Below are 12255 nucleotides of genomic sequence, written 5' to 3'. Positions count from 1 at the left end.
TAATAAAGGTATACTTGCAAGTTGGTTTAGGAGGAAATGTTTTGAAGAAAAAGCTATTTGCCTTATTGGCAGGAACATCGATTGTTCTTGCAGCCTGCGGCGGCGGAAATGACAGCAGCAAAAACGATACGTCCAGTGCGGGTGCAGGGGATGCAGCGAAAATTTTTGAAAATAAATGCTCTGCATGCCATGGACAGAACCTGGAGGGAGCAGTAGGGCCAAACCTTACGAAAATCGGCTCCAAGCTTACAACAGATCAGATTAAGAAAACAATAGCGAACGGAAAAGGCAACATGCCGGCAGAGCTTATCACCGGCAAAGATGCTGACAAAGTTGCAGAGTGGCTTTCAAAGAAAAAATAAGCAAAAGCGCAGTCTCCCCTGAAATAAATAAGGGTGCTGCGCTTTTTTTTATGGGACAAACTGCCCCCTGCTGTTTAGAGCTGCCTATTAGTGCAATCACATATTGAGGTCAAGAATGAGGACGGACCAATTGGAATTATAGCGGGCACTATATCAGGCATGATCGCCTGCATCAGGAATACTGTGGGGAAATCTTATAAAAATCCAGCGGAATCATAGGTTGCAGAGATGGGAGGCGCATGGCCTAAGGCTTTTTTCCTTGTTGTTAAAGTTCAGAATATTTCAATCTCGATGAAATGAAACTGTAACATTTTTATTCTTATTTTGACAAATTTTGATGTTATAATGTTTCTGTGCTTCATAAACAGGGTAATACCTGTTATTTTTTCGCATTTTTATTCCATAGTTTGTCGAAAAAATGCAGTATCCTTAAAAGTGGAAATACAAAAGGTTATGAAATACATAGCTAATTAGGTGGTTTTTAAATGATTGAAATGACAGACGTCTCGAAAACTTACCCTAATGGCGTGACTGCTATTAGCGGACTCAATGTAAAAATAAAGCAAGCTGAATTTGTGTATGTGGTAGGGCCGAGCGGTGCCGGCAAATCTACCTTTATAAAGATGATGTATCGTGAAGAAAAACCTACAAAAGGCAATATCATTGTAAATGGCCTCAGCCTTCCAAAGCTCCGTAATACAAAGGTGCCTCTTTTCCGAAGAAATATCGGAATGGTCTTCCAGGATTTTAAATTGCTGCAAACCCTAACTATTTATGAAAATGTGGCATTCGCCATGGAAGTTATTGAAAAGCATCCTGACGAAATCAAGCGCCGTGTAATGGAAGTGCTCAATCTTGTCGGTTTGAAGCACAAAGTAAGAATGCTTCCTGCTGAGTTATCAGGCGGAGAGCAGCAGAGGGTAGCGATTGCCCGTTCGATTGTCAACTCGCCTAAAGTGGTGATTGCAGATGAGCCGACTGGTAACCTCGATCCGGAAACATCATGGGAAATCATGAATATTTTTGAAGAAATCAATAAGCGCGGAACGACAGTCGTCATGGCGACTCATAATAAAGATATTGTAAACAACATGAAGCATCGTGTTATTGCCATTGAAAATGGGAAAATTGTGCGCGATGAACAGCGGGGTGAATACGGATATGAAATTTAGAACCTTGCGCCGCCACTTCAGAGAAAGCGGAAAAAATCTCGGCCGGAATGGCTGGATGACCTTCGCCTCCATCAGTGCCGTTACCGTTACATTGCTTTTGGTTGGTGTGTTCTTTGTCATCATGATGAACTTGAACCATATTGCAGGCAACGTTGAGAAGGATGTTGAAATCAGGGCTCACATTGATACAGCCGCTAATGAACAGGACAAGCAGCTGATCGGCAAAAAAATTGAAAGCATTCCACAGGTAGCGTCCGTTACCTATTCTCCAAAGCAAAAGGAATTGAACAACTTAATAAACGACCTTGGCGAAAACGGGGATTCATTTAAACTGTTTAAGCAAAATAACCCGCTGCGTGATGTGTATGTCGTTAAGACAAAATCGCCGAAGGATGTTATCAAGGTAGCGAAAGAAATTGAAGGCTTTAACTATGTCCAGATGGTGAAATATGGACAAGGCTATGTTGAGAAGCTATTTAAAGTAGTCAACATTGCACGAAACATCGGAATCGTCTTAATCATCGGGCTGCTGTTTACAGCCATGTTCCTGATTTCCAATACAATTAAAATTACAATAGTTGCAAGAAGAAAAGAAATCGAGATTATGAGACTGGTAGGGGCAACAAATACCTTTATCAGATGGCCATTCTTCCTTGAAGGATTGTGGCTTGGCATTTTAGGTGCTGTGGTGCCGATTGTGCTGATCGGAGTTTCCTATCACTACTTATACGATTATATGAAACCAAGGCTTACGATAAAATTTGTGGATTTGCTGCAGATGAATCCTTTCATATATCAAATCTCTGCCATCCTGATTGTTCTGGGAGCATTGATCGGAATATGGGGAAGCGTCATGTCTGTAAGGAAATTCCTGAAAGTATAGATGGTCTGCAAAGCCTGAAGGGCTTTGCGCCTCTCTTTTAAGTTCCATTAGAGAGAAGCCTTGCTTATAAAAATAGCAGATGGAATCGCATCTGTTGGGGGAAAGAAAGGGGAACTTGGGAATTGAAAAAGAAACTTATCGCGCTTAATACGACGATCATGCTTGGACTTGGCAGTGTGTTTGCACTTCCGAACGTACATGCAGAATCGATTTCGGATATGAAGCAGAAGCAGCAGGACATACAAGATAAGCGTGCAGGGGTACAATCTGGCATACATAATGCGGAGAAGAAAATCAACCAGCTTCAAGATAAACAGGAAACTGTGGATCAGCAGCTTTCCCGCCTCGAAGCAGCCATTGATGATTCCGTCAAAAAAATTGATGAGAAAAATAATCAAATCGCTTCTACTAAGGCAGATATTGAAAAGCTAAAAAAAGAGATTGCTGTTTTAAAAGAAAGAATCAAACAAAGAAATGAAGTACTAAAACAACGTGCTGTTTCCTTCCAGGAAAGCGGCGGCGATGTCAGCTATCTTGAGGTTATTCTTGGCTCATCAAGCTTCAGCGATTTTGTGGGCCGTGTTAATGCGGTTGCAACAATCGTGGACGCTGACCAGGAAATCCTTAAGCAAAATGAACAGGATAAAAAAGATCTCGAAGATAAACAGAAATCAGTAGAAAAGAAATTGGCAGATCTTGAAGGAATGCTGGCAGATCTTAAAAATATGCAATCAAACTTAATCGTGCAGAAGAAACAAAAAACTGTGCTGATGGCGCAGTTGAAGAAGAAAGAAAGAGATACTGACGAAGAAAGAATGGGCTTGAAGGAAGAATCAGAAACACTTGCAGCCCAGGAGTCAGCTATTAAAAAAGCAATTGAGTTAGAAAAGACGCGCCAGGCAGAGCTTGCTGCAGCAAGAAAACGTGCAGCTGAAGAAGCGGCAAAACGTGCAGCAGAAGCAAAGAAAGCAGCGGCAGCCGCAGCAGCTTCTCATCATGCGAAAAGAAGCAGTACAAGCCATAGCTCCAGCCCGGCACCAGCACCAGCACCAGCTCCGAGTGAGAGCGAGCATCATGATGCACCGGCTGTTTCATCAGGTATGTTCACCCGCCCTAGCGCAGGTGTTGTTACCTCACAGCTTGGATCACGCTGGAACAAGTTCCACGCGGGAATCGATATTGCAGCACCAGGCACAAATCCGGTAGTAGCTGCAGCGGACGGCGTAGTAATCCGTTCGTATCTATCAAGCACGTACGGAAACTGTGTCATGATTTCCCATTCTATCAATGGCCAGCTGTATACAACCGTTTATGCGCATCTTCGCTCAAGAAATGTCAGCAATGGACAAGTTGTTGCTAAAGGACAGCAGGTCGGCATCATGGGCAACACAGGACACTCAACAGGGCAGCATTTGCACTTTGAGCTTCACATCGGACCTTGGAATGTTGCAAAAACAAACGCAGTCAATCCATTAAACTACTTGAATATGTAAGATACAAGGAAACCCTGAAAAGCCTGTCAATTGGCTTTTCAGGGTTTTTTGTTTGGCTTTTTAGGGCCTATTTTTAATTCTGCTTCGATTCCAGTCATCATCTCAAAAGCTCCCCCCGACTTGTTGGAGCAGACTACGACTTTTGCAGAGGTTTCAGGATAATAGGCAGAGTGGAAGTTTACTCCAGGGTCGTACCCCATTACATGGTATTTAAGTATATGATTATCCGTTTTCTTAATCCATATACCATAAGCATAGAAGTCACATTCATCGACTTGAATATGAGCTTTTATTAATGTGCTTGTGTACGCTTCACTTAAAAGCTGAAAAGTAAAAAGCGCCTCCCACAGCTTAACCATGTCTGCTGCAGTTACAAATGCTCCGCCATCGGAGCCTCCTTTGACGGGTAAGGAATATATATTTGTCTTCCAAGTACCATCAGGGTGGTCTATATATCCTAATGCTGTATTTGGAGGGAGAGAGTCGAATGTGAAATATCCCGAGTCCATCATGTTAGCTTTTTTAAAAATATATTCTTGAACGTATTCAGAGAATTCAAGGTCTGTTGCCTGTTCAACAATGAGCCCCAACAAAATATAACCCGCATTGTTGTAGTGAAAAGATTGTCCTGCTTGAAATTTCATCCGCTCGTTTTGAAATAATGGAAGGAAATCTTTTAACCTCCTTAATTGATACATAGGATATGTAATCCAGAGTTCCTCGAAGTCTGTCATAACTTCTTCATCAAAATAATCAGGTATTCCTGAAGTATGTGTCAGTAAATGATGGACAGTTATATCTTTGTCAAAGTACTGAAAATCAATATCCAGACAATCGCTTAATTTCGAATCAAAAGAAATTTTTCCTTTTTCTGCGAGCTGGCATATGGCAATAGCAGTAAAGAGCTTGCATCCTGAAGCTATTCCAAAGCGAGTTGATGAATTGTTTTTTCGCTGTTCAGAACGGTTAGCGAAACCAAAGTTTAAATCTATTATCATGTCCTCATCTTTTACTAATACGGTACCTGAGAAATCATTTTTCCTCTGAATATTTGAAATTACATCAGCTACGTGTACATTCATAAGAATTCTCTCCGATCTCATTTTTATAGTTAGGCTGTTTTTCGAAAATCCTGCTATTGTACAAGGTATTGATTTCCGCCTCCAAGCACCCTAGGTTAACAATGGGATCTCATTAAAAAAATAGTTTAAAAAGCACGAAAAGGGATAGTTTTAAACTTCATATTCTTATTTTACATATAATTCCACTTTAGAAGATTGAAAATTACTCTTTTTTTGAAAAAATCTTGCAGGTTTCCTTTTGAAATGCTGTTATACGCCTTAATTCTCATCTTTTATTTCCAGTTAAATGGATAATAGTTCCAAATTCGCTTTGATTAGAGCCAAATCTTCCTTGATTCGAGCGAAATCTCTGGTGATTAGAGCCAGATAGCCCCTCATTAGAGCGAATTGGTAAACGAGGGCTGTCGGATTGGAGTTTTAGCAATATTTTTGCCGCAAAAAAAAGCAGCTCCGTTAAAGGAACTGCTTACTAGACTTATAGAATGAGCATGCCGGCTAGTCCGCTTAAAATGCCGAGTACGACAACGGATGAAGCGACAAACAGAAGGACTTTCTTTGGAAAAGATCTTCCGACGATCAATAGTGACGGCAGGCTGATTGCAGGCAGTGTGACAAGCAATGCAGCAGCAGGTCCGCCGCCAAGACCGAATGACATCAGTGTTTGGATAATCGGGATTTCAGCAGCTGTCGGAATGACGAACAGCATGCCTGTGATGGCAAAGCCGATGACTGCCAGAATTCCTACAGCAGCTGCACCGCTCAGGTTAGGGAACAGCCAGACACTGACAAATCCAAGCAGCAGTACAGACAGGATGTATGCAGGCACAATATAAAGCAGCATCATGCCTAAAGCCTTGGCCCAGCGTGTAAGGAATGAGCCTGTTGGCTGGTTTTCCTCAGAATGGGAGATTACTTGTTCCATATCAAGAGGTTTTGTATCTTTTGCAAAACGGTTTGCAAGGTAGCTGACACCGAATGTCAGAATCAGCCCGAAAAACAGGCGGATCAGTGTGAATTTCCATGATAGAACGAAGGTCATGAATATTAGTGTAGCTGGATTAATTGTGGGATTGCCGAGCCAAAATGCAAGACTTGCCCCCACTGATACATTTTTCTTCCGCAGGCCGACAGCCATCGGCGCGGCGCAGCATGTGCACATCATTCCCGGAACGGCAGCCAGCCCTGCAATAGCTGTGCTTCCGAAGGATGTTTTGCCAAGTACTTTAAGAAGCCAGTGCGCAGGAAGCAGAACCTGAATAAGAGATCCCAGCAGGATTCCAAGTACAGCAGCCTTCCAGACTGAATTGAAATAGGCTATAGCATAGCTCCAGGCAGCATGCCATGATGGAGTGGATGAAGCATGCTCTCCTAAAATAGAAGGACCGATAGAATGAGTGGTAGCAGCCAGAATGGTCTTCTGGTAATAAGGCCACCATTTTACATATGATAGACCGGCAGCGGCGATTATAAGAAAGATAACAAGGAATATAGCAGCTTTTTTGCCGCTCATAGATTCCTGCTGAACCGGATGGTTTGTTGTGTGAGCCATGAGTTGCCTCCTTTTAGTATAAATCCAATTTTTAATTATAGCACAAAGAGGAAATCTGTATAGATATTTCTGCCTGAAGAAATAATGGATACCAGCGTGGACTGCGGCAAATAATGTTTCCAAGAGTAATGGATTTTCCCCCAGCCTTGTACCAATTCCCTGCTGATGGAAGTTCCGATTTATGAAATTTTTCGGAATGTGTTTTATAATAAGAAGTAAACAGTCTTCATAATAGAAAGGTAGATGTCTTATGACACAATCAATAAAACTTACTTCATTATCAACAAAAGGGGGATGCGGCTGTAAAATCGGGCCGGCAGACTTAGCACAGGTTATCCGCATGCTTCCGCCGGCTGCCCCGGATCCTAACCTTCTTGTAGGATTAGATACGAGCGATGATGCAGGAGTTTACCGCCTTAACGATGAAATGGCTCTTGTTCAAACGCTTGATTTCTTTACGCCAATCGTAGATGATCCTTATTCATTCGGACAAGTAGCTGCGGCGAATGCTATCAGCGATATTTATGCAATGGGAGGCAAACCGCTGACTGCCCTTAATATCGTGGCATTTCCAATTGCTGTACTTGAAAAGGAGATTCTTGCAGATATCTTGCGCGGTGCTGCTGATAAGCTGAAGGAAGCAGGAGCAACACTTGTGGGCGGACACTCGATTGAAGATAAAGAGCCGAAATTCGGGCTTGCGGTTACGGGACTTGTACATCCAGATAAAATCCGTGCCAATACTGGAGCCAAGCCTGGCGACAAGCTGATCCTGACTAAGCCAATCGGAGTCGGCATCCTGACATCTTCCATTAAAAAAGGCCTGCTTTCTGATGAAGAAATTGAACGGGTAACAGCAGTTATGGCTACACTGAATAAAACAGCGGCTGAAACCATGGAATCGTATGATGTTCATGCCTGTACCGACGTGACTGGATTTGGCCTGCTTGGTCATTCATCTGAAATGGCAAAAGGAAGCAGTGCCGGACTCCGTATTTTCAGCGATCAGGTACCAGTGCTTGAGCGTGCGAGAGAGCTTGCTGAAAAAGGCGTGATCCCGGGCGGAACAAGAAATAATTTTGCGCACCTGGAAGGTTCTGTGACATTCCCTGAAGCAATGGATGACATTGATCAATTGATTTTGTGTGATGCTGTTACTTCAGGAGGCCTGCTGATTTCGGTTTCAGGTGAAGAAGCAGAAGCCCTTTTTGAGGAATTGAAGTCTCATGGTGTTGAAGCGGCGATAATCGGTGAAGTAACTGAAGAAAATCCGGGACATATAACAGTTATATAAGAAGAAGCAGTGAAAGGCGGAGAATAATTTGTTCCAGGATATTACTGTAGATGAGTTGTTGAAGCTGCAGGAAAAAAAAGAATTGATGCTTGTGGATGTACGGTCTCCTTCTGAATATAGAGATTCTACCATACCGGGAAGTTTGAATATCCCGCTGTTTAATGATGCGGAAAGAGCAGAAATCGGCACCATTTATAAACAGGACAGCGCAGAATCGGCAAAAAAGCGCGGACTTGAAATTGTGTCGGCTAAACTGCCTGAATTTATCAGGGAGTTTCAGCAAATAGACGCGAATAAGGCAGTCTTTTGCTGGCGCGGAGGAATGCGCAGCAAAACCTCTGCCACAGTCCTTGACCTCATGGGCATCCGGACATACCGTCTGCAGGGCGGTGTCAGGGCCTACCGCAAATGGGTCGTGGAAAACCTTGAACAAATCGACTTTAAGCCGGAGGCATACGTGCTGAACGGCTATACAGGTTCAGGGAAAACCCTTATCCTCCAGCAGCTTCGGGAAAAAGGATTTCCGGTGATGGACCTTGAAGGGATGGCCAGCCACAGAGGCTCGATTTTTGGACAGATCGGTTTGCGCCCCAATAATCAAAAAACCTTTGAATCTCTTTTGCTACAGGACCTGATGGCCTACAAGGATTCACCGTATGTATTATTTGAAGCGGAAAGCAAGAGAATCGGCAAAGTGGTGCTTCCTCCATTTTTTATTGAAAAGAAGGAGCAGGGAATGCAGATTTTCATCGATATGCCAATGGAAGAAAGAGTCCGTCATATCCTTGATGATTACAAGCCTTGGGAGCATAAAGAAGACTGCATAGAGGCCTTCGAGAAAATCAGGAACCGGATCCACACCCCGGTTGCTGCTGAAATTGCGGCTAATCTCCAAGCGGAGGATTATGCGTCGGCTGTAGAGCTGCTGCTGGAATTCTACTATGATCCGCGCTATGAGCATACAGCAAAGCAGTTTCCAGAAGAGCGCAGAATCACCATCTCAGTAAAAAATGCAGAAGAAGCGGCTGAAACCATTCAGGAAATCCTGATTGGGCAAAAAGCCAATATCAAGTAAACATCGCAGCCTGGCCAAGTGCCAGGCTGTTTTTTGTGTTTATTTAAAAAAACGCAGGACGCGGCGTTCTAGTCTTTGTTCATCTATACGAGGCGCTTGCGCACTTTCATTCATATTCTGGACAGGCTTTTCATATAGTGAATTACACTAGATGTGGGGTCTGACCCCATTGATTGAAAAGGGGATTATTATGGCTAAAAAATGGGCTCTTCCTCTGGCGATTGCGGTTTCGTTATCTGCCGGGGCCGGCGGGGGTTATCTGGCGAGTTCGAAGTTTGGGAATCACCAGGATTACAGCGGAACCAATGGAATCAATACGAATGAAACGCGTAACCGGTCGGGTTTTGAGAAAACCGAAGAGTGGACAAAGCTTGAACAGGCATATGAGCTGATTCAAAGCCAATACGTAGAAAAGGTCGGCAATAAGCAGCTGATAGAAGGTGCCATTACTGGAATGCTGTCTTCTTTGAAGGATCCTTATTCTGTTTATATGGACAAAGAAACGGCCAAGCAGTTTAATGAAGCGCTGGATAGCACATTCGAAGGTATTGGGACAGAAATCGGCATGGAGGATGGACATATTGTCATTGTCTCTCCTTATAAAGACTCTCCTGCAGAGAAGGCTGGCCTTAAACCGAAGGATCAGCTTTTAAAGGTGGATGGAAAAAGTGTGGAAGATTTGGATTTGTATAAAACACGTCTCCTTATACGCGGCAAAAAGGGAACCAGTGTAAGTCTTGAAATAAAGAGGGCTGGCATATCCCGGCCTCTTACAATGGATATTGTCCGTGATGAAATTCCGCTTGAAACGGTGTTTTCCTCTATAAAAAAGGTACACGGAGAGAAAATCGGGTATATTGAGCTGTCTTCTTTCTCTGAACATACATCTGAGGATTTCAAAAAGCAGCTGGGGGCAATGGAAAAGAAAAAAATAGAGGGTCTTGTCATTGATGTGCGCGGCAATCCAGGAGGGCTTCTGACAAGTGTGGAAAGCATCCTCGGGGAATTCATTCCGAAGGATAAAGCGTATCTTCAAATCGAGCAGCGTGACGGGGAAACACAGTCTTATTACACAAAGCTGAAGGAAGAAAAAAATTATCCGATCGCAGTTTTAACGGATAAAGGAAGTGCCTCTGCAGCTGAAATCCTGGCTGGAGCGATGGAGGAAGCTGGCGGATATGCACTGATCGGAGAAAAAACATTCGGAAAAGGGACCGTCCAGCAGCCTGTACCCATGGGGGATGGAAGCAATATCAAGCTTACTTTATTCAAATGGCTGACTCCAGATGGAAACTGGATTCATAAAAAAGGCATCGAGCCGACGATTGAAGTTCATCAGCCCCAGTATTTCAATTCGCAGCCGCTTAATATCGAGCAGCCGCTTAAATTGGACAGCAATGATGAACAAGTTGGCCATGCTCAGAGAATTCTAAGCGGTTTGGGATTCGAACCGGGGAGGGATGATGGCTATTTTGACAAAAAAACGGAAATTGCCGTCAAGGCTTTTCAGCAGCATGAAGGTATAGAGGCGACAGGAGAGCTGGATAAGAAGACCGCTGCCCATATGGAAGCTGGCATTATCGAAAAAATCAAGAATGAAAATAATGATATCCAGCTGCAGACAGCACTGAAGTATGTAGCTGAATAGAAATAAGGCCCGGGAACATGATCCCGGGCCTTGCGTTTGTTATGCTCTATTCCTTTTTTTTATGATAAAGGATGCAAATGTCAGGACAAACAGGATAAACAGGCTTACAAAGGTTCCAATCGCATTCTGGCTGCTCAGAATGAATGAACAGAAAATGAAGGAAAGAGAAAGAATCGCGAATATGGATGGCAGCGGATGCCACAAAACCTTAAATGACGGCTTCTCCGGATACTCGCTGCGGAGCTTCAGCTGTGCGGCAAGTATGGCGATCCACAATAAAAGGACCGTAAAGCCAGGAATGGTCATCATATAGCTTATGATTTGTTCAGGTGTGAGGTATGCAAGAAATACGCCTGCTCCAATGAATAGACCTGTCAAAGAAATTCCGAAAACCGGTACAGAGCTTTTTGTTGTCCGAGAAAGGAACCGCGGTGCTTCCCCAGTTTGTGACATGGAGAATAATGTTCTTGATGTCGCGTATATCCCTGAATTGGCAGCAGAAAGAACAGCTGTCAGCAATACGAAATTCATGATGCCTGCAGCTCCCGGAAGCCCGGATGTGGTGAATACCTGCACAAAAGGAGAACCGGCAGACGATACCTTATCCCATGGCATAATTCCGCAAATGATCAAAATAGGCAGCACGTAAAAAAGGATGACTCTCCACACTGTTCCTTTGATAATCTTTGGCAGGACACGCTGTGCATCTTTTGTTTCCGTTACAGCCACACCAATCAGTTCTGCTCCGCCGTAGGAAAATACAACCACTAAGAAGGCGCTGAGAATTCCGTTTGCACCGTGGGGGAAGAAACCTCCATGTGCGGTATAATTGGTAAAAGGATGATCAGGCGATCCTGGAAATAATCCGAATAAGATACATGCTCCCAATATAATAAAAGCAATTAGTGCGATAATTTTGATGCCGGCAAACCAAAATTCGAATTCACCGTAATTTTTAACTGAAGTCAAATTGATCCCGATAATCAAAGCTCCGCATATCAGGGCGAGCAGCCACAGGGGAAGAGACGGGAACCAGTACTGTAAAAAAGAGCCTGCTGCCAGTAATTCAACAATAGTAACGATGATCCAGTTAATCCAGTACAGCCAGCCAGCAATAAAGGAAACTTGAGAGCCGAACGCATGATGAATCAATTTCTGTACATTCATGTCCGGAAAAACCATTGCCATCTCCCCAAGAGCTGCCATGACGATAAACAGCAGAAGCCCCCCAATTAAATATGCGATGATGACGCTGGGTCCTGCAAGATTCAATGTATCTGAACTGCCTTTAAAAATCCCTGTGCCAATCATCCCTGCCAATGCTATTAATTGCACATGCCTCGATAATAGGCCTCTATTTAACACTTGCTCATGCTTTTTCATGATGTGACAACCTTTCCCTCAAAATAGTAAACAATCTCAAATGATTGCATGGATTTACGCTTAAACGCTTTTAAGCATTAAAGCGACATATATAAATATAGCACAAATCAGCGAAATCCTCAAATTGCTTTTATAAAGGCTCTTTTCTTGAAGATTGTTTTTTTAATGAGTGCTGTGAGGCGGTCCCATTGGTAAATCGGGTTGACTGGAGAATCCTGGAGCGGAAATCAACCACCCTGTTCCATAGCAGCAAAGTTTCGAAAACAGCCTTAATAAAAGAAGGCAGTACATATATTCCGAATAGGCAGGATACC

The 12255-nt window shown here is 43.4% G+C and carries 10 protein-coding genes; 7 read left to right on the top strand and 3 right to left on the bottom strand.

The window, feature by feature from the left end; translation table 11 throughout:
• Positions 1 to 41 precede the first annotated feature (41 nt).
• The 4 genes from cccB (at position 42) to BIV59_RS12100 (ending at position 3910) form a co-directional block, all read left to right on the top strand.
• Complete coding sequence (gene cccB / locus BIV59_RS12115; protein WP_071351749.1) at positions 42 to 362, top strand: cytochrome c551; 321 nt, start codon at positions 42 to 44, stop codon at positions 360 to 362.
• A gap of 485 nt (positions 363 to 847) precedes the next feature.
• A complete protein-coding gene (gene ftsE, locus BIV59_RS12110) occupies positions 848 to 1534 on the top strand; it encodes a cell division ATP-binding protein FtsE (RefSeq protein WP_071351748.1) in 687 nt (228 codons plus the stop codon).
• On the top strand, positions 1524 to 2417 hold the full coding sequence (ftsX, locus tag BIV59_RS12105) for a permease-like cell division protein FtsX (protein ID WP_071351747.1): 894 nt from the start codon (positions 1524 to 1526) through the stop codon (positions 2415 to 2417). Before ftsE ends, ftsX begins: the two co-directional genes overlap by 11 nt.
• A 122-nt stretch (positions 2418 to 2539) precedes the next feature.
• Positions 2540 to 3910, top strand: a complete 1371-nt coding sequence (locus BIV59_RS12100) for a murein hydrolase activator EnvC family protein (protein WP_071351746.1) — start codon at positions 2540 to 2542, stop codon at positions 3908 to 3910.
• A gap of 38 nt (positions 3911 to 3948) precedes the next feature.
• Here the strand turns inward: BIV59_RS12100 and BIV59_RS12095 are convergent, their stop codons facing one another.
• Entirely contained in the window at positions 3949 to 4992 is a 1044-nt protein-coding gene (locus BIV59_RS12095; RefSeq protein WP_071351745.1) for a serine hydrolase domain-containing protein, read from the bottom strand.
• 475 nt (positions 4993 to 5467) lie between these two features.
• Positions 5468 to 6502 carry a permease gene (locus BIV59_RS12090; protein ID WP_481747431.1) on the bottom strand — a complete coding sequence of 345 codons (1035 nt, stop codon included), beginning with the start codon at positions 6500 to 6502 and terminating at the stop codon, positions 5468 to 5470.
• A 289-nt stretch (positions 6503 to 6791) separates the two neighbouring features.
• On the opposite strand from BIV59_RS12090, the gene selD reads away from it, so the two are divergent.
• From selD to BIV59_RS12075, 3 genes are all read left to right on the top strand, one after another.
• Positions 6792 to 7835, top strand: coding sequence for a selenide, water dikinase SelD (gene selD, locus BIV59_RS12085; RefSeq protein WP_071351743.1), 1044 nt, complete (start codon positions 6792 to 6794; stop codon positions 7833 to 7835).
• 28 nt (positions 7836 to 7863) lie between these two features.
• Positions 7864 to 8910: a tRNA 2-selenouridine(34) synthase MnmH gene (gene mnmH / locus BIV59_RS12080; RefSeq protein ID WP_071351742.1), complete on the top strand. Its 1047-nt coding sequence runs from the start codon at positions 7864 to 7866 to the stop codon at positions 8908 to 8910.
• 190 nt (positions 8911 to 9100) lie between these two features.
• Positions 9101 to 10558, top strand: a complete 1458-nt coding sequence (locus tag BIV59_RS12075) for a S41 family peptidase (RefSeq protein ID WP_071351815.1) — start codon at positions 9101 to 9103, stop codon at positions 10556 to 10558.
• 39 nt (positions 10559 to 10597) lie between these two features.
• Here the strand turns inward: BIV59_RS12075 and BIV59_RS12070 are convergent, their stop codons facing one another.
• On the bottom strand, positions 10598 to 11941 hold the full coding sequence (locus BIV59_RS12070; protein WP_071351741.1) for an amino acid permease: 1344 nt from the start codon (positions 11939 to 11941) through the stop codon (positions 10598 to 10600).
• Between the last annotated feature and the right edge of the window lie 314 nt (positions 11942 to 12255).

Origin of the sequence: Bacillus sp. MUM 13 (genome assembly GCF_001866725.1) — a bacterium.
Classification (GTDB): Bacteria; Bacillota; Bacilli; order Bacillales; family DSM-1321; genus Peribacillus.
The sequence above is the reverse complement of the archived record's forward strand: the minus strand, read 5'-3'. Positions and strand labels throughout refer to the sequence as shown.

Excerpts from the sequence above, each read along its gene's own strand:
- ftsE (WP_071351748.1), top strand. The coding sequence starts at position 848 with ATGATTGAAATGACAGACGTCTCGAAAACTTACCCTAATGGCGTGACT.
- ftsX (WP_071351747.1), top strand. The coding sequence starts at position 1,524 with ATGAAATTTAGAACCTTGCGCCGCCACTTCAGAGAAAGCGGAAAAAAT.
- BIV59_RS12095 (WP_071351745.1), bottom strand. The coding sequence starts at position 4,992 with ATGAATGTACACGTAGCTGATGTAATTTCAAATATTCAGAGGAAAAAT.
- BIV59_RS12090 (WP_481747431.1), bottom strand. The coding sequence starts at position 6,502 with ATGAGCGGCAAAAAAGCTGCTATATTCCTTGTTATCTTTCTTATAATC.
- selD (WP_071351743.1), top strand. The coding sequence starts at position 6,792 with ATGACACAATCAATAAAACTTACTTCATTATCAACAAAAGGGGGATGC.
- BIV59_RS12075 (WP_071351815.1), top strand. The coding sequence starts at position 9,101 with ATGGCTAAAAAATGGGCTCTTCCTCTGGCGATTGCGGTTTCGTTATCT.
- BIV59_RS12070 (WP_071351741.1), bottom strand. The coding sequence starts at position 11,941 with ATGAAAAAGCATGAGCAAGTGTTAAATAGAGGCCTATTATCGAGGCAT.